This is a genomic window from Rhizobium sp. MHM7A (assembly GCF_005862215.1).
Classification (GTDB): Bacteria; Pseudomonadota; Alphaproteobacteria; order Rhizobiales; family Rhizobiaceae; genus Rhizobium; species Rhizobium bangladeshense.
The window spans coordinates 706,467-724,014 of the sequence record NZ_VCHT01000002.1 but is presented as its reverse complement, the minus strand read 5'-3'; the positions used below and the strand labels follow the sequence as shown (position 1 = coordinate 724,014).

The 17,548-nt window shown below is 61.5% G+C and carries 17 protein-coding genes; 2 read left to right on the top strand and 15 right to left on the bottom strand.

Going from position 1 to position 17,548, the window contains the following annotated elements; genetic code table 11:
• The first annotated feature begins 81 nt into the window (after positions 1-81).
• Together FFR93_RS11735 and FFR93_RS11730 are read left to right on the top strand one after the other, a co-directional pair.
• The gene (locus FFR93_RS11735) at positions 82-858 is read left to right on the top strand and encodes a protocatechuate 3,4-dioxygenase (protein WP_138393332.1); all 777 of its coding nucleotides are present in this window, start codon (positions 82-84) and stop codon (positions 856-858) included.
• Between the two features lie 107 nt (positions 859-965).
• Complete coding sequence (locus FFR93_RS11730) at positions 966-1,247, top strand: nodulation protein (RefSeq protein ID WP_138393331.1); 282 nt, start codon at positions 966-968, stop codon at positions 1,245-1,247.
• Positions 1,248-1,299: 52 nt separating this feature from the next.
• On the opposite strand, the gene FFR93_RS11725 is transcribed toward FFR93_RS11730, so the two are convergent.
• From FFR93_RS11725 to FFR93_RS11650, 15 genes are all read right to left on the bottom strand, one after another.
• Complete coding sequence (locus tag FFR93_RS11725; RefSeq protein ID WP_171049158.1) at positions 1,300-2,769, bottom strand: right-handed parallel beta-helix repeat-containing protein; 1,470 nt, start codon at positions 2,767-2,769, stop codon at positions 1,300-1,302.
• A 315-nt stretch (positions 2,770-3,084) separates the two neighbouring features.
• A complete protein-coding gene (locus FFR93_RS11720; RefSeq protein WP_138393329.1) occupies positions 3,085-4,572 on the bottom strand; it encodes a right-handed parallel beta-helix repeat-containing protein in 1,488 nt (495 codons plus the stop codon).
• Positions 4,573-4,954: 382 nt separating this feature from the next.
• Complete coding sequence (locus FFR93_RS11715; protein WP_138393328.1) at positions 4,955-6,181, bottom strand: ABC transporter permease; 1,227 nt, start codon at positions 6,179-6,181, stop codon at positions 4,955-4,957.
• A gap of 4 nt (positions 6,182-6,185) precedes the next feature.
• Positions 6,186-7,322, bottom strand: coding sequence for an FtsX-like permease family protein (locus tag FFR93_RS11710; protein ID WP_138393327.1), 1,137 nt, complete (start codon positions 7,320-7,322; stop codon positions 6,186-6,188).
• Complete coding sequence (locus FFR93_RS11705; RefSeq protein WP_138393326.1) at positions 7,319-8,023, bottom strand: ABC transporter ATP-binding protein; 705 nt, start codon at positions 8,021-8,023, stop codon at positions 7,319-7,321. Before FFR93_RS11705 ends, FFR93_RS11710 begins: the two co-directional genes overlap by 4 nt.
• 82 nt (positions 8,024-8,105) lie before the next feature.
• Positions 8,106-9,299, bottom strand: a complete 1,194-nt coding sequence (locus FFR93_RS11700) for an efflux RND transporter periplasmic adaptor subunit (RefSeq protein WP_246661297.1) — start codon at positions 9,297-9,299, stop codon at positions 8,106-8,108.
• Between the two features lie 248 nt (positions 9,300-9,547).
• Entirely contained in the window at positions 9,548-10,555 is a 1,008-nt protein-coding gene (locus FFR93_RS11695) for an AraC family transcriptional regulator (protein WP_138393325.1), read from the bottom strand.
• Between the two features lie 144 nt (positions 10,556-10,699).
• Positions 10,700-11,281, bottom strand: a complete 582-nt coding sequence (locus FFR93_RS11690) for a dienelactone hydrolase family protein (RefSeq protein WP_064705387.1) — start codon at positions 11,279-11,281, stop codon at positions 10,700-10,702.
• 120 nt (positions 11,282-11,401) lie between these two features.
• Positions 11,402-11,767 (bottom strand): cytochrome C oxidase subunit IV family protein, encoded by a 366-nt coding sequence (locus FFR93_RS11685; protein ID WP_064705388.1) that lies wholly within the window; start codon positions 11,765-11,767, stop codon positions 11,402-11,404.
• 7 nt (positions 11,768-11,774) lie between these two features.
• Positions 11,775-12,494: a heme-copper oxidase subunit III family protein gene (locus tag FFR93_RS11680; protein WP_064705389.1), complete on the bottom strand. Its 720-nt coding sequence runs from the start codon at positions 12,492-12,494 to the stop codon at positions 11,775-11,777.
• Between the two features lie 87 nt (positions 12,495-12,581).
• Positions 12,582-13,295, bottom strand: coding sequence for a cytochrome c oxidase subunit 3 (locus tag FFR93_RS11670; protein WP_138393323.1), 714 nt, complete (start codon positions 13,293-13,295; stop codon positions 12,582-12,584).
• Positions 13,292-15,070, bottom strand: a complete 1,779-nt coding sequence (gene ctaD / locus FFR93_RS11665; RefSeq protein WP_064705391.1) for a cytochrome c oxidase subunit I — start codon at positions 15,068-15,070, stop codon at positions 13,292-13,294. The genes FFR93_RS11670 and ctaD overlap by 4 nt, the downstream gene beginning before the upstream one ends.
• Positions 15,071-15,096: 26 nt before the next feature.
• The gene (locus tag FFR93_RS11660; RefSeq protein WP_138393322.1) at positions 15,097-15,915 is read right to left on the bottom strand and encodes a cytochrome c oxidase subunit II; all 819 of its coding nucleotides are present in this window, start codon (positions 15,913-15,915) and stop codon (positions 15,097-15,099) included.
• A gap of 145 nt (positions 15,916-16,060) precedes the next feature.
• On the bottom strand, positions 16,061-16,450 hold the full coding sequence (locus FFR93_RS11655) for a cytochrome c family protein (RefSeq protein ID WP_246569368.1): 390 nt from the start codon (positions 16,448-16,450) through the stop codon (positions 16,061-16,063).
• Between the two features lie 157 nt (positions 16,451-16,607).
• On the bottom strand, positions 16,608-17,507 hold the full coding sequence (locus FFR93_RS11650; protein WP_348640324.1) for a LysR family transcriptional regulator: 900 nt from the start codon (positions 17,505-17,507) through the stop codon (positions 16,608-16,610).
• Positions 17,508-17,548: the final 41 nt, after the last annotated feature.

Below are 17,548 nucleotides of genomic sequence, written 5' to 3'. Positions count from 1 at the left end.
CACCGTCGATCATTGCCGGATTTACCCGGAAGTCCCGGTCCATCCACCTTACACGCTACGTCCTGAAGCAAAGGAGGACACATGAAGAGGCGGACCCTTGTACTTGGTGGCACGGCGATTGTCGCATCATCGCTAGCTGCGGCGGCGATCTGGCCGCGGCGATATATCGTGGTGGCAGCTAGGCCATTCGACTGGAAGGGCACTGATTTCCTGAGCGGCGGCACCAAGTCTGTTGCATTGGCAAAGCTTCCCCCGCCGCTCTTCCGCACTCGCCCGAATTGCGTGGTGACCGTCGCCCAGACCCTTGGCCCCTGCCATGTCAACGACGTTCCAGCCCGGCAGGATATCTCGGAAGGAAAAGCCGGACTGCCATTGCGGCTGGCCGTCCGTATCGTCCATGCAGCCAATTGCCGTCCGGTCCAAAACGCCGACATCGAAATCTGGCATACCCATCATCGTGGCATTTATTCCGGCCGAGACGCTGCCAAAATGTGTACGCTGAGCGATGCCGAGGCCGTAAGCGGGCTCGCCTTTCGCGGCCGCCAGCGGACCGATGAGGCCGGGCAGGCAAGTTTTTTGACCGCCTATCCGGGATGGTATGAGGGCCGTACACCGCACGTGCACTGCCGCATCCTGGTGGAAGGCAAGGAACTTCTCGTCAGCCAGGTCTATTTCGACGATACGTTGAGCGACATCATTTATGGCGAGCATCCCGATTATCTTGGACGCCCTCCCCGCAATACCCGCAACGACGATGATGGTCTCATCCCTGAGAACGCTGCCGATCACATATTCGATTTCGAAAAACTCGAAGGCGGTGTTCTGTCCGCCACGATCACAATCGGCCTTTCTTCCTGAGCCGATCGCGTCGAGCTGGAATCTTTCCCGCATCAGGCATGAAACCAGACGCGGCATTTCTGCGTACTACCCTCGACAGCAGAATACAGGCAGCGAGGGATGATGGCATGGTCAGAGAGGAACGCATCGCCCACATAGCCAAGCATGCCGCTGAACAGGGGCTGGCGAGGCTGATGATGAGGTTGCCGGCAACGCGGGCGACGATCAGAGCCGCCGCAGCGAGCCGGTCCCATCTTTACGAGTTATGCGGCACCTATGGCGAGGCCTGCTCCGTCCTCGACCGCATGCGCAGGGATATATCGGCCGATCCTGCGATCATCGCTGAATATGAGATTATCTGCGCCGAAATCGAAACCGACGTCTTGAGAATTCTGCTCGGCGACCGCTGAGCGCCCGTGCCGCCCACGGCATTCCGGCAGCGGCGACACGCTGGAGCTATTCTCAGTGCAGCACGCCATCTTGATGGATGGAGAAGATCGGCGTGTCCGATTCGGTATGATGCGACGGCAGAGGCGCGGTCTCATGAAAGGAAATTCCGCTGCCGCTTTCGGGGCCGGTGAGATCGGCTGCTTCAATCGTGACGCCGTGATCGCCATTGCCAGGCGTCAGCCCGTGCTTTTCGAAAGCCGCCTCCCCGAAGTGACGAAGCAGCAGGGTTCCATCCGATATACCATTTTCCGCGACAAGGTCGTTCTGATGGGCGCCGACCTTATCTGATCCGGTCTTGTCGGAAGCAAGGTTTATACCGTCGTGAGATGTGAGCCCGGCATCGGACATGAGGCTGACGCTTGCATCGGTGGCGACGAGACTGTCGGCGCTTGCAAGCGTGGTGAGACCTGCTTCGATGGTCGTATTGTCGCTGACGGGAAAGGTGCCTGCGGCGATGACCGAGGGGGAGATGCTATATGGCGTGACATCGCTTGCAATGAAATTATCGTGGAAGGATCCGGACGCCGGCCGGTCAATCTTCAAGGCTGCCTGGGTCAGGTCATCGAAGAGGTTGCCGTAGATATCAATGCCCTCACGAACATAGGTCGCCGTGCCGGCGGAACTGATCGCCACGCCCCAGACGCCGTCATGGATATAGTTGCCTGATATATCGTAGTTGCGCGTGTCGCCCGAGTCGCCGAGACCGATGGCGTAAGACCAGCTGTAGCCGCCATAGCCGGAGATATCGTTATCCTGGATGGCAATATTCGTGCCGGCCTGCGCGCTGATCCCGAAGCCGCCGCCGATGATGGTGTTCCCCTCGATCACAGCGTCCACCGGCCGGACGAGCGTCAGTACGCCCTTTGGCGTCACGGCACCTGTCTGATCGAAATAATTGCCGCTGATGACGATGTTGCTGCTGTCGTTTAACTGTACGGCATCCGCCGCCGTGCCGTGGGCATTGGTGACGGTGTTGTTGAGAAGAGTGACGCCCTTGATCTTCTCGATCCAGATGCCGTCGCCGTTGACGTCGTTGATCGTGCTGTTTTCGATCGTGATGTTCGAGCCGGTGCGGAAGGTGATGGAACCGGATTTCGTCAACCCGGTATGATCGACCTCGACGTTACGAACGGTCCAATTTGAGACATAACCGCCATAGATGGCCGCGCCGCCGGTGTCTGATATCTTTATATTCTCGATGACGATGTTCGACGCATAGAGACTATGAATGCCGTCATTGGGGCTGTGAATGACAGGCGCGTCGCCGACGCCGTAGCTGCCGATAGTGATCGGGGCGGCGACGGTGCCGGAATATTTCAGGTCAAGCTGATCGTTATACACGGTGCCGGCGGCGAGCAGCACGCTGTCGCCCGGCTGCAGCTTCAGGTTCTCCACCGCCCAAAACGACGCAAAGGGCGCGTCTGCACTCGTGCCGGCATTGGTGTTGGAGCCGGTCGCTGAATTCACATAATAAACTGTCATATCGCCTTGTTCTCGCATTGTCGCGCAGCCGTCTGGCCGGCTGCAACGAGTGAATCGGATGCGGTCGAGAGCTGAAGGCCACGCTCAAGAGATGGCGTTCTATTGCCGTTACGGCGGTAGGCGGGCCTATGGGCCTGCCTGCTCTCGGGAAGCGCCTGGCGGAGGCTACGTCCCGAAGAATACAACTTACGAGAAAATAATCTAGAAAACAAAGACCGAAAGGTGAATGAAACGGTAACGCGCCATGTTGTCGCGAAGGTTCGGGGCGAGACAGCCCCGAAGGACGAGGGCGGGTGATCAGCCCGCCCCTCGCCCTCAGCTCAGCAAGCCATCCAGATGGACGAAGACGGTCAGTGTATCCGTGTCGCTATGATGCGAGGTTCCGTCATTGATCCCGTAACTGAAGGATTCGCTCACATGTCCGCTGTGATCGGGAAGCTTCGTTTCATCGAGCGTATAGGCGTAGTTGCCTTCCCGGTCCACGTGAATGACGCCGTAGTCGCCAGTCAAAGTCAGGCCGTGCTTGCCGACGCTTTCGTCACCGAAGCGGCGAAGCGCCAGCGTGCCGTTCTCCGAGCTGTCGTTTTCGAGGAGGTTGCCGCGATGGGCCGCCCCCGTATCGGTGAAGATCTTCAAATTGTCGTGCACAGCGACAACGGCCGAATCGGCGGACGCCTCCGTCATTACTGCAGTCTCGGCAACCGAGCTCGCCAGCATCGTATCGACATTGGCGACCGTCTGGTTGTTTTTGACCGTAAAAGTATGCGCGTCGGCGATGGCCGGCGATATACTGGTGGCCTTGACGCCGCTCTCCATCGTATTGTCGTAAAAGGAGCCGGATGCCGGCCTGTCGACCTTCAGCGCCGCCTGCGTGAGGTCGTCGAAGACATTGTCATGGACCTTGATATTGGTGCGGCTGTAGCTGGTGTCGCTGGAGGCGGTGACGACCACTCCCCACGCGCCGTCATGGATGTAGTTGCCGGCTATATCATAGTCCTGCGAATTGCCCTGATCGCCGAGGCCAATGGCGAAGGACCAGTCGTAACCGTGATATCCGGAGATGTCGTTGTCGCGGATCGCGATATTCTTGCCCGCAGGCGCGCTGATGCCGAAGCCGCCGCCGGTCAGCACATTATCTTCGATCACCGCATTCGTGGCCCGTACCAGTGCTATGACGCCCTTTGGACTATCGGCATCGGTCTGATCGAGATGATTGCCCTTGATCAGAATATTGCTGCTGTCGTTCATCTGTACGGCATCGGCCCTCGAGCCGTTCGCGCTGGTGACGGTGTTGTTGAGAAGCTTTATGCCGCTGACCTTCTCGATCCAGAAGCCGTCGCCGTTAACGCCCGTTATCTTGCTGTCTTCGATCGTGACGTTCTGGCTGCTCCTGAAGGTGACGGCACCGTCGCTTTGTGACAAACCGGTCTTGGCGATCTCGACGTCTCGGACCGTCCAGTTCTTGACGTTGCCAGCATAAATACCAGGGCCGCCGGTATTCGATATCTTGAGGTTCTCGATCACGATGTTCGAGGCATAGAGACTATGAATGCCGTCACCGCCGCTATGGATAACGGGTGCGGCGCCGGTGCCGTAGCTGCCGATCGTGATCGGCGCACTCTCGCTGCCGGAATATTTGATATCGAACTGTTCGTTGAACACGCTCCCCTTGGCAAGAAGCACGCTGTCCCCTGGTTTCAGCGTCAAGGATTCCACTTTGGACAAAGTCGCAAAAGCCGAGTTCTGGGTCGTTCCGCTGTTGCGGTCGGAACCAGCTGCTGAGTTCACATAGTAGATTGTCATATCGCCATGTTGCCCTGTTCGTCGGATCGCTGTGTCGCCATCGGGATCGACCAGGATCGGCCGATCGCCTGCGGCGGGGGCAAACGGCCATGGCAACAAGGCGAGAAGATGTTGTCAATGCGGCAGCGGACCTGTTAGCGAGCCTTATTCCACAAGCATTGGCGCCGGGTCTGATGAGGCGCCGAAAAGCCGCAACTCAAAACGGGAAAACAACGACCCATAGGCGAATAAATCGAGGAACCACGGGCGGGAAGTACCTCGCGTCCAGGCTGCACAGCTCCTGATTCTGCTCGCTTATCCCCGGGCCACAGCGACACGCATGCCGATCGGCCGCCACGGTGAGAAGGCCCGCTAGGCCGTCTTGCACCACGGGGATGGGTGATCATCTCTGCGCCACTTCTCCCCTCGCCTGTAACGCCGAAGTCAGCGGCAGCCGCGCGGCGACCATCGCAGGCAGCGCGCCGCCGAGGATGCCGATGGCAAGGCCCAGCAGGCCGGCGGTGAAGACTACGTCGGGAGTGACGTCGAGCTGAAAGGCAATCCTGGTGTTGTTGGCGCCCATCGTGCTTGCCTGCCAACCGTCGAAAACGAGCCTGGAGGCTAAGACGCCGAGGCCGGCGCCGGCCACCGACAGGAGCACCGCCTCCACCCAGGTGGCGGTGAAGGCCGGCAGGCGGGCAAAGCCGAGGAGGCGTAGCGTCGCAATCTCGATGCTGCGGTCGGAAACCGAACTCATCATCGTATTCAATGCGCCCGCCGCCGCACCGACCGCCATCAGCAGCGCGACCGGCCAGCCGAACAGGCGGATCAGGCTTTCAGTCCGCTCGGCCTGGCGGGCGTAGAGATCAGTCTCGGAGACGGCGACGAGCGGTGTGCCGGGCAAGGCCGACAGACGATCACGCAACGTCGCCAGCGCTCTTGCGGGATCGCCTCCGCCATCGAGCCGCATACGAAGGCTCTGTACCTGCCCCTGCCGGTCGAAGGCCGCCTGCACCGCCTCCAGATCCGCCCAGATCTCGGATTCAAAGGCGCTGCCGCCTGAACTGAAATGCCCGACGATCCTCCAGTCGAGCGCGCCGAAGCGGATCGTGTCGCCGACTGCGAAGCCGGGAAAGGTATCGGCTGTGCGGGCGCCGACGACGATCTCGCGCGCGCCCTGCGAAAACATCTGGCCTCGCACAAGCCGCGTGTCTTTGCGCAGACTGGGGCCGGCCGGATCCATCCCCCTGAGCGACAGCGTCTGCTCGACGCCTTCGCCTTGTCTGATATCGACGGGAACGACGGTCTCGCGTGACAATACTGGCCAGCCCGCTCCGTCGCGGGCAACGCCCGTATCACCGCTCACGGCCACAAGGCTGCGGATTGCCTCGGCTGGCACCTCCGAACCGGTCTCCTGGTTTGTGCCGCCGCCGAGAATCACGGCGATATCAGGCGAGCCGGCGCCCGCCAGCGCGGCCTCGAAACCGCGCGCCAACGCCAGGAAACCTGAGAGCACCGCCACGACAAGGGCGACCGACAGCACCATCGACAACGAGATCCACAGCCGTCGCGGCAGGCTCCCAAGGTTGACTCTAATCATGAGAAAAGTCTGCTTGAGCGTTGACGACATTGGGTTATCTCGTTCTGAAGGCGTTGATGATGGGCAAGCGCACGGCGATCACCGCAGGCAGCAGGCCGGTCAGCAGGCCGAGCTCCGCCATGATGGAGAGAGATTTCGCGAGCACGGTCGTGCCGAAGACGAGCCCGAACTCCGGGCCGATGGAAAGCGTCGCAAGCTTGGCGAGAACAAGTCCGCCGGCGCCGCCGACAAGAAAGATAAACAACGTCTCACCAAGAATGAGCCCGAGAATCCGCTGACTGGAAAAGCCGAGCACCTTCAACACGCCGATCTCGAAACGCCGCTCCCTCACCGCAAAGAGCATAGTGTTGACCGCGATCATCAGGACAGTAACGAAGGCCGCCCCCACGACGAGGCTCACGATCAGGCCGATGTCAGCGAATTGCCGGAGAAACGCTTCAAGAAACTGCTTTTCCGACTGCGTCCTCGTCTGCGCCGCCGAATTCGCGAATAGAGCATCGATCCGCGCCGCCAGCACACTTGGCGATACGCCCGGGCGCGGACGTACCACGAAGGCGTCGACCGTATCCTTGTTGCGCGCCCGGGCGGCATTGATGGCGTCGTAGCGGGCGAGCATGAAATAGGTGTCCGTGCTGGCATGTGCGCCCTCAAAAATGCCCGCGATCGTGAAGCTCCAATTCCGGCTGCCGTCAGCCCTAAGCTGCCCGGTAAATCCGATGCGCTGGCCGATCGACCAGCCCTCAGCTTCTGCTAGAGCCCTGCCGACCAGCACCCGATCGCCCGCCTCTTCCATTGCCGCGATCAGCTCCGGCGTCAGTCTCAACTCGTCGCCATTGGCCGCGGCGATCGCCTGTGAATCGACGGCGCTGACGGCAACCACGTTCTTTTCCACCTCGACGAAACCCCGCATCCTCGCGGTATAGGCGACCGCCGCGACATCGCCCTCGGCCGCAATTCGGTTGAGGTATGCCAGTGGCAGCGGCAGCCCGCGGCTGGACTTGTTGAAGACGCCGAGCAGATTGTCGCTGGCGCCCGCCGCCCCTAGGCTGCCGCTGACGAAGCTCGCCGTAAGCCCGTAGATCAGGAAGGCGATGCCGACTGAAAACATCAGCAAAATGGCGCGCAGCCGCTTGCGCCAGACATTGCGCCGCATGAGCTGGAAGAAGGTCATCGGCCCGCCCTTTCCTCGCTGACGAATTCGCCCTTGTTGAGACGCAGCGTGCGCCGGGCGAAGCAAGCGGCCTCGGGATCATGCGTGACCATGATGATGGTCTTCTGAAGCTCGCAATTGAGAAAGCTCAGCATCTCCAGGATATCATCGGCTGATTTGCGATCGAGATCGCCGGTCGGCTCGTCGCAGAGAATGAGATCGGGATCGGTGACGATGGCGCGCGCAATGCCGACGCGCTGTCGCTGCCCGCCGGACATGCTCGACGGAAACTGCCGCTGGCGGCCCGCGAGCCCGACGAGATCCATGACCGTGTCGACGCGGGCCCGCCGCTCTTTGCGGCCGAGCGGCTTCAATAGCAGCGGCAGCTCGATGTTCTCCGCCGCATTCAGCATCGGCAGCAGATTGTAGAACTGGAAGACGATGCCCATGGCATGTGCCCGCCAGACCGCTCTTGCCCCTTCGCCCATCTGCTCGAGATGGCTGCGGCCGACCCTGATTTCGCCGGAATCGGGACTGTCGATACCACCGAGCATATTGAGCAATGTCGACTTCCCGGAACCAGAAGGCCCCATGACAGCGACGAAATCGCCGCGAGGAATGGAAAGATCGAGTCCGGAAAAAATCGGTATCGTCTCCGCTCCGATCCTGAAGGACTTCCTGACGCCGGCTAGGGCGATATAGGCTTCTGTGATGTCTGTCATGCTTCTGTTCCTTTGCGGTTACTGGTCATGGGTTTGACGGTTCCCACAGGAACCGATCAGCTCGCAGCACACCGATCAGCCCTCACCTGAGATGCGCAGGCCAGCGGCCGGGGCCTTGATAGGACGGGGCCGTCTGATGGGTACCCGCTGGCTCCCCGCCAACCACCAGCCGGATGCGCACGGCCATTGCAGGCCGCATGGCCGGCAACGGCGAAGAGGGCGATAGGCGCAACGTCACCGTGCCCTTCTCCTTGGAAATGACCGGCGCAACTTTCGCCACTTCGACCGCGAAGGGCTCATCGGGGAAGCCGTCGAGCACCGCCTCGCCTTGGAGACCCGGCCGCAGCAGCGCCATGTTGGCCTCGGCGACATCGGCATCGATCGCCAGGCTGGTCATATCGGTGATGGCGAGCAGGCTTTCGTTCTCCCGCACGCTATCCTCGCGTGACAGTACCGTGTCGCCGGCATGGGCATCGAGCCGCGTCACCGTGCCAGAAATTGGCGCCCGCACGGCCAGCGCCTCCATCTGCTCGCGCACCCTATCGATATCGAGCTTCGCCTTTTCGAGATCCTGTCTCGCCTGTGCCGCGGCATTGCCGGCTATTTCGAAGGCAGTACGCGCCGCCTCCATCGCCTCGGCCGACATGGCATCATGCTCAGCCAACCGCTCTGCACGATCCAGCGAAGACCGCGCCTGAACGAGCGCAATATTCCTCGCCTCCAACGTCAGCTCCGCCACCCGTCTTGCTATGTAAGCGCCACGAAGCGCAAAGCCTGCGCCCGCATCATCGAGCCGCACGAGCAACTGGCCGGCCACGACCCGATCGCCCGCCTCTACCTCGACGGCGACGATCCGCCCCTCATACTTGGAAAAGACGGTGGCGATGTCGGGCGCCACGACATAACCGGAGCCGCTGATCTCGCGGCTCGGCGCGGTCGCACCCCTGGTCGGTGCGACGGTGTCCTGATTAGGCGTGGCTTTGTCGACCGCCGTATCCTCAGGCAAAGCCATGACTGGCAGCGCCGCTCCACCAGCCGATAACGCTGCGTCGCCGTCCATAAGCCTTGCAAGCGTCGCCTCGATCCGCTCCAGCGCATCCGGCCGATAAAGAAGAACCGCCGTCAGCGACACCGCCCCCGCAAGGACCAGCATCGTCGACACTCGCAGCCACCGGGCTCGGCGTTCCGGCGGCTGCGTCTCGAAGGCCGCGGGCTCGATCGAAAGCGATCTGAGGCTGGCGGCAAGGTGTCGTTCATGTTCCGATGTCGTGTTCATGCCGACAGAATGGCCGCCGGCGGTAAAACCGCGACCTCGAACATGATTCAGGCGGTCCTCGATCGCGATTGTGTACGTGGTGGTCGCGCTATGTGGATGGATGAGTGCGGAGAAAGAGCGCGGCGCTTGGTTCACCGGAAGGCGGGCGCGCGTCAACGTTTATGCGACATGGCACACCGCGATCAGTTCTCATCCCGATGTGGACACGCCAAGGGCCGGGGCCACGAGGGAGACGGGCGGCCAAGCCCTCATCCCCTCCTCTGTCGCCAAGCCACCGGCGTCATATCGGTCACCCGCCTGAACTCGCGATTGAAATTCGATTTCGTCTGGAAGCCGACCTCGAACATCACCTCGGTCACCGATTTTTCGGTAGCGGACAGCAGGCGGCAGGCCTCGCCGATCCTGTAGTCATTGACATATTGCGAGACGTTCTTATCCATCGCCCGGTTGATTGCTGCCGAGATCTGGCGGGCGGGGATGCCTGCCTTGCGGGCGAGCCGGTCGAGGTTGAGATTGGCGTCGCGGTAGAGCTTCTTCGCCTCCATCAGCGCGTCGACTGCCGCAATCGTTTCCTTATCCTCGCTGGATTCTGGCCTCGGCGCTGCCTCCGCCATCTCCGCCGGCGCCCGGCTGCGGCTGGCAGCCGCCGCCGCAATGCCGAGGATAACGAGGGCGGCGAGGTTTCCCACGCTGATCAGCGCCAGCGCCCGCTCGCCATGTGCCGAGGTCAAATCGAGAAAGACAAAGATATCGACGGCGGCCGAGAGACACAGTGCGGCGGCCGCGAAGATGATGGCCCGATAGGCCGGCACGGCGCCTTCGAAGGGGGCGAGCCGCAGCGCATCCGCGCCCGGCCGCATCAAAAGCAGGATCGCCAGCGCATAACCGATGAAGACGAGCACCAGCGCCATGTCGATCGCATCCCGCCAGGAGGCTACCAGCAGCAGGATGAGGATAACGGGCAAGGCATGCAGCCCGATCCGCGCCGCAAGCGGCCGCCGGCTCGTCCTCACCAGTCTGGAAACCCCGGCATAGGCAAGGGGCGGCACCATCGCCGCCGTCACGGGCGCAACCAGCCCCACCGCTTGCACGCCATAACCCCAACGCAGGCCGGAAAGCACGGATTGCAGCGCCGAAAGCAGAATCAGCGCCAGAAAAGGCAGGTTCGGCGCCGCCTCCTCGTCGCGCCTGAGGACCACAACGAACAGGATGAGCAGCAGGAGCGCAGCGACGAAGGGAAGAGGAATGAAGATCATGGGGTTCTAAGATCGGAATGGCAAACGGCGCTATCATCGCCGAGTCCGCCTTTGAGCGCGACCTTCATTATGTTTTAGGACGCGTTTACCGGACATTTTTTGGATTGTCGGCCGCTGGGTAAGAGCAAGCCATGAACGCCGAAATCAGACGCGCCCCAGAAACGCAAGCACGCGGGCAGTGAGGAGCGCGGTTGCATCAGCGTCATATGACGGAAGCGAGCTGTCGGCGAAGTAATGCTGGTCGCCGGGATAGAGAAAGAGCTCCGCGTCAGCGACCTTCGCCACGATCTCGCGGGCGGCATCAATATCGCCCTCGCCGACGAAGATCGGGTCCTTGTCCATGCCGTGGATCTGGACCGGGACGCCGTCCGGCCAAGGTCCGAAGGCCCACTCGCCGCTGATCGGCAGACAGGAATGGAAAAGCAGAGCCCCGCGAGCTCCAGGCCGTGTTTGCGCCAACTTCTGCGCTGGCAGCACGCCGAATGAAAAGCCGGCATAGACCAGTTCGGGAGGCAGTTCGCCAGCGATCCGAACGCCGCGTTCCCTCACAGATTCGAATCCGATCTCGCCGACATGGGCGAGCCCCTCCTCGATGCTCTCGAAGGTGCGTCCGTTGAATAGGTCGGGAGTGTGCACGATGTGGCCGGCTGCCCTGATCTCGTCAGCGAAGGCATGCACGCCAGAGGTCAACCCCTGTGCATGATGGAATAACACGACTTCAGCCATATCAAGCCTCCTCCCGACGATTGGAAGCTACCGCATCGGCCCCAAAATCGGAAGGCAGTTGCCCGCTTTCCCGTGCAGGGGTGGTGGGAGGTGAGAGTTCGCCTGGGCGAATAGCGCCGCTCAGGGCGTAGCCCCGAAAAAGGCGAGCCGGGTGAAGATCGTATAATCCGCTTCCGACACCATCAGTGCCACGAAGACCAGCACCAGCACCGGCGGCAGCAGGATGGCGTAGACGAGCGCCAGCCGCTCCCAGGCCATATGCATGAAGACGGCGACGATCAGGCCGGCCTTCAGCATCATGAACACGAGGATCAGCGTCCACCTGACATAACCTTGAAGGCCGAGATAATCGACCATGTAGGAAAAGGCGCTGAGCACGAAGAGCAGGCCCCAGACGAAGAGATAGAGCCGGATCGGGTGCTGCTGCCCGGTGTGTGCCTGTGCATGCACCGTTTGGGTTTGGGCGTGTGCCGTTGTCTCGCTCATGACGACCTCACCACAGATAGAAAAACGCGAAGATGAAAACCCAGACCAGATCGACGAAATGCCAGTAGAGGCCCATGATCTCGACAGCCTCGTACTGCCCTCGCCGGCTGGTGAAGAAGCCGCGCCGTTCCTCGTCGAAATCGCCGCGCCAGACCTTGCGGGCGACGATGAAGAGGAAGATGACACCGATCGTGACATGGGTGCCGTGAAAGCCCGTTATCATGAAGAAGGTCGATCCGAATTGCGCCGCCCCCCATGGGTTCTCCCAGGGGCGCACGCCTTCGGTGATCAGCTTCGTCCATTCGAAAGCCTGCATGCCGACGAAGGTTGCCCCGAGAAGCGCTGTCAGCAGCATCAGCGCCGCCGTCTTCCCGCGGTCGCGGCGATAGCCGAAATTGACCGCCATGGCCATGGTGCCGCTGCTCGAGATCAACACGAAGGTCATGATCGCGATCAGGATCAGCGGAACGTCCTGGCCGCCGATATGGAGCGCGAAGACCTCGCTCGGATTGGGCCACGCGACCGGCGTCGACATGCGGGCGGTCATGTAGGCAATCAGGAAACAGCCGAAGACGAAGGTGTCGCTCAAGAGAAAGATCCACATCATCGCCTTGCCCCAGGAGGCGGTCTTGAAGGCGCGTTGATCCGAAGCGAAATCGGCCGCGACACCGCGCAGGCCCGCCGACCTGAGGCCGGGCTCGCCATGTGTCTGGATAATCCGTGTCATGTCCAAACCTCCTCGGTTCAGGCCCTATCTCATTGTTCTTACGCAATTCCGGACGCAAAACCGCTGCACACTTTTGCTGGAATTGCGCTAGCTCAGCAACGTGCGGCAGAGATCGACGAAATCGTTCGCCCACCCTGCAAAGAGCGCAAAGAGCAGGAGCCAGACGGCAAGCATGAAATGCGAATAGACGGCCGATAGATCGACGCGGAGGCTGAGCCTGTCCGTCGAAGCTTCGCTGGCGAATGCCTTCACGGTCGTGTAGGCAACCACGGCAAGTCCGCCGAGAATATGCAGGCCGTGCATGCCGGTCAGCATATAGAAGAAGCTGTTGGCAGGATTGTCGGCAAGCACGTAGCCGGCCGCCACGAGCTCCCGCCAGGCTTGGATCTGTCCGACGAGAAAGAAGACGGCAAGGGCCATTGCCATGGCAAGCGCCGGCCGCAGACGGTCCATGCGGCCATGCCGCGCTTCGCCTTTCGCCCATTCCAGCGCCGCGCTGCTTAAGATCAGGGCCGCAGTGTTCACCCAGAGGAGGCGCGGAACCGGCATCCCCCACCAGTCGGCCGATGCCATGCGCATGAAATAGGCGCTGACGGCAAGACTGAAGAGAGCCCCGACGACTCCGAGAAACACGAACAGTCCGACCTTGACCGCCGGCACCGGCGGCCGATCGGCGCCGTCATGAGCCGGCAGATGCACCGAACCGGTTTCGAGCCAGGGCTTCGAGGTCAGCCGCTGTCCGGCAAGCCACCAGAGGATGATGGCGATGATTGCCGCGAGGAAGATCAGCGTGACGTTCATGCCGGGCTCTCCCGGGTTACGCTCCCGCCCGCCGGCTCTGTCTGCGGAATGAAATCCTCGGCAGCGCCAGGCACGCTGTAATCATAGGCCCAGCGATAGACCACCGGCAGCTCCTTGCCCCAGTTTCCGTGCGCGGGCGGCGTCTGCGGCGTCTGCCATTCGAGCGTCGTTGCCCGCCATGGATTGCCGCCCGCTTCCCTGCCCCGCGAAAGGCTCCAGACCAGGTTGAACAGGAAGACGATCTGCGCCGCGCCGACGACGAGCGCCATGACCGTTATGAACACGTTCAGACTATGAGCGGACGGCGGAACGAAGGCGATCTCACCGAGCTCGAAGTAACGGCGCGGCACCCCGAGCAGGCCGAGGTAATGCATCGGAAAGAAGATCGCATAGGTGCCGAGGAAAGTGACCCAGAAATGGATCTGCCCGAGCGCCTCGTTCAGCATGCGCCCCGTGACCTTCGGATACCAGTGATAGATCGCCCCGAAGATGACGAGGATCGGCGCCACGCCCATGACCATGTGGAAATGTGCGACGACGAACATCGTATCCGACAGCGGCACGTCGACGACGACGTTGCCGAGGAACAGGCCGGTCAGCCCGCCATTGACGAAAGTGACGATGAAGGCGAGCGCGAAAAGCATCGGGAGCGTCAGATGGATGTCGCCGCGCCAGAGCGTCAGCACCCAGTTATAGACCTTGATCGCCGTCGGGACGGCGATGATCAGCGTCGTGGTGGCGAAGAAGAAGCCGAAGGCCGGGTTCATGCCGCTGACATACATGTGGTGCGCCCAGACGATGAAGCTGAGCGCCCCGATGATGACGATCGCCCAGACCATCATGCGGTAGCCGAAGATGTTCTTGCGCGCATGGGTGCTGATCAGGTCGGAAACGATGCCGAAGGCCGGCAGCGCGACGATATAGACTTCCGGATGCCCGAAGAACCAGAACAGGTGCTGGAACAGGATCGGGCTGCCGCCGCCGTGTTTCAGCTGCTCGCCCATTTCGACGATGGCGGGCATGAAGAAGCTGGTGCCGAGCAGGCGGTCGAACATCATCATGACGCAGGCGACGAAGAGCGCGGGAAAGGCGAGCAGCGCCATGACGGTCGCGGTGAAGATGCCCCAGACGGTAAGCGGCATGCGCATCAGCGTCATGCCCCGCGCGCGTCCCTGCAGCACTGTTACCACATAGTTCAGCCCGCCCATGGTGAAGCCGATGATGAAGACGATCAGCGAAGTGAGCATGAGCAGGATGCCCCAGTCCTTGCCGCCTGGCGTGCCTGACAGAACCGCCTGTGGCGGATAAAGCGTCCAGCCGGCCCCCGTCGGGCCGCCGGGCGCAAAAAAACCGGCGGCGAGGATCAGAACGGCCAGCAGATAGATCCAGTAGCTCAGCATGTTGGCGTAAGGGAACACCATGTCGCGCGCGCCGACCATCAGCGGAATGAGGTAGTTGCCGAAGCCGCCGAGGAAGAGCGCAGTCAGCAGGTAGATCACCATGATCATGCCGTGCATGGTGATGAACTGATAATAGTGATCGGCATCGAGGAAGGTGAAATAGCCGGGAAAGGCGAGCTGAATCCGCATCAGCCAGGAGAGCACCAGCGCCACCAGACCGATCGAGATGGCGGTCACCGAATATTGCACGGCGATGATCTTGGCATCCTGGCTGAATACATATTTCGTCCACCAGCTATGCGGATGATAAAGCTCGACATCCTCGACTTCAGCGGGCGGGATGACATCTGCGCCGCCGGACGGAATCTCGACCATGATATCTCCTCCCTTTCCCCGCCGGTTCAGTTTGCCGGCGGCGGCTCTCCCGATGACGCCGTCAGCTGGGTGAATGTCTGCTGCTGCCCGAGCCAGGTCTGATAGTCCGCGTCGTTGTCGACCACGACGGTGCCCCGCATCTGCGAGTGGCCGACGCCGCAAAGTTCGGCACAGAGGATCTCGAAAGTGCCCGTTCGCGTCGGCGTCAGCCAGAAATAGGTCACCATGCCCGGGATCATGTCCATCTTGGCGCGGAATTCCGGCACGTAGAAATCATGAAGCACATCAACCGAGCGCAGCAGGATATGCACCGGTTTGCCCACGGGCAGATGCAGTTCGCCCCCTTCGACGATGATATCGTCGAGGCCGCTTGCATCGTTCTTGTCGAGGCCGAGCGGATTTTCCGGGGTGACGTCGCGCGTTTCGGCGCGACCGAGCTTTCCGTCCGCACCAGGCAGGCGGAAGCTCCACAGCCATTGCTGGCTGACGACTTCGATCGATGCGGCATCGGCCGGCACGGATATGAACTGGTTCCACACGATGAGGCCGGGGGCCAGCATGGCTGCCACGCCAACCGCCGTTCCCGAGGCGAGCATGACCTCCAGCCTGCGGTTCTCGGGCTCGTAATGCGCCCGATTGCCCGGCTTGTGGCGGAAGCGGTAGACGCAATAGGCCATGAAGGAAATCACCGCCACGAAGACGATGCCGGTGATCCAGAAGGTGATGACGAGGGTGCTGTCGATATAGGTCCAGTTGGACGCGATCGGCGTCCACCACCAAGGGCTCAGCACATGGAACAGCACGGAGCCGACGACAATCAGGACGAGGATCAGCACGACAGCCATTTCCGCTCCTCCTCGAGCAGGTTGACCGTGAAACCGCATTCCATAAAAAGTCCGTGTTTATTATCGCACAGATAGAAAATATCGGCAATTACGGCGATTTAGGCATCGCCAAACGGCCGCACCCCGTCATTTGAAGTATTGCTTCTCATTGGGAATATTGCTTGAGGTAGGCGACGAGATTGGTGATTTCCTGATCATCCTTCACTCCGACGAAGGCCATCTTCGTCCCCTTCACCTTTGCTTTCGGATTGTGCAGGTAGTCACGCAGCGTCGCCTCGTCCCAGACGAGGCCACCCTCGCCGGCCGCCTTCATACCGCTCGAATAGGCAAAACCCGGATGCGTTCCGGCCTTGCGGCCGAACAGCCCTTTCAGCGACGGACCGACCTTGTTCGTATCGGAATCGACGACATGACAAGTCGCGCACTTCTTGAAAACGGTGGCGCCGGCCGTCGCATCTCCTTCCTGCGCCCCGGCGCCTGCAGGAAAAAGGGCAATGACGGATGTGGCGATCAGCAAAACAACACGGTAGTCCACGGCAAACCTCATCCTCCTCAAGGTCGCCAGCCACTCTCACCCTCGGCCATGATTCACGCGGGGGTGGTGGTTGCTATGGGTTAAAGTTAGTCCTTCGCGGCTGCAAGTCAATCGCTTCCGCGTTTGCGCGGGACTACTCATCACCTCGCGCCGCCGTTCATGACGCCGCTCTGGCAAATTCGCCCTGCTCGACCAATACCCTCACGACTTCCAGGAAGCGCTCGCCGCTGGCTGACAATGTAGGCGGGTGCCACGCCGCCGCGATCGGCAGGGATGGCGGCGGCGGGAGGACAGGGCGATAGGCAACACCCGGTCGGGTCGCCCTCCCGATGCTGGAGGTGACGAAGCCCAGACCGGTTCCGGCCGCGACGAGTCCAACCAATGTGGTCATAGGCGTCACCTCTTGGACAATCCGGGGACTGATCCCCTCGGCAGTGAAGAGGGCAATCAAACGGTCGTAAATACCGGGGCCGATACTCCGCGGTGCAATCAATAGCGGCTCGTGAGCAAGATCGGCGACGCGGATGACCGCCTGCTCCGCTAGCCGGTGCGTCGCCGGAAGCGCCAGAACGAACGGCTCGTCCGGCAGGGCGTAAAGAATGAGATCCCGCGAAACCGGCGGATGCAGCACGCCGAGGTCGATGTCACCCGACGCAAGCGCGGCTTCCACTTTGGGCGAACTCATCTCGATGAGATCGACCTCGACTTGCGGATGACGGATACGAAACGCCTGCACCGCTTCCGGCAGAACGCCGTAAAAGGCGATCGGCGTAAAGCCTAGCCGCAAGCGCCCGACCTCGCCGCGCACCGCCCGCAGCGCTTCGGCCTTCGCCATGCTGGCGTGCCGCACCGCTTCGCGGGCTGGGCCGAGGAAGGCCGCGCCCGCCGGCGTCAGCGCTACCCCGCGCCTGTCACGCTCGAAAAGATCGGCTCCGACCTCGCCTTCCAGCGCCCGTATCCGCTGGCTGAGCGCCGGCTGTGTCAGGTTCATCCGTTCCGCGGCGCGGCGAAAATGCAGGTCTTCGGCAACGGCCACGAAACAGGCGAGCGTACGAATATCCAGGATACCCTCCTAATGCAAAACGCCTATCACAGGCG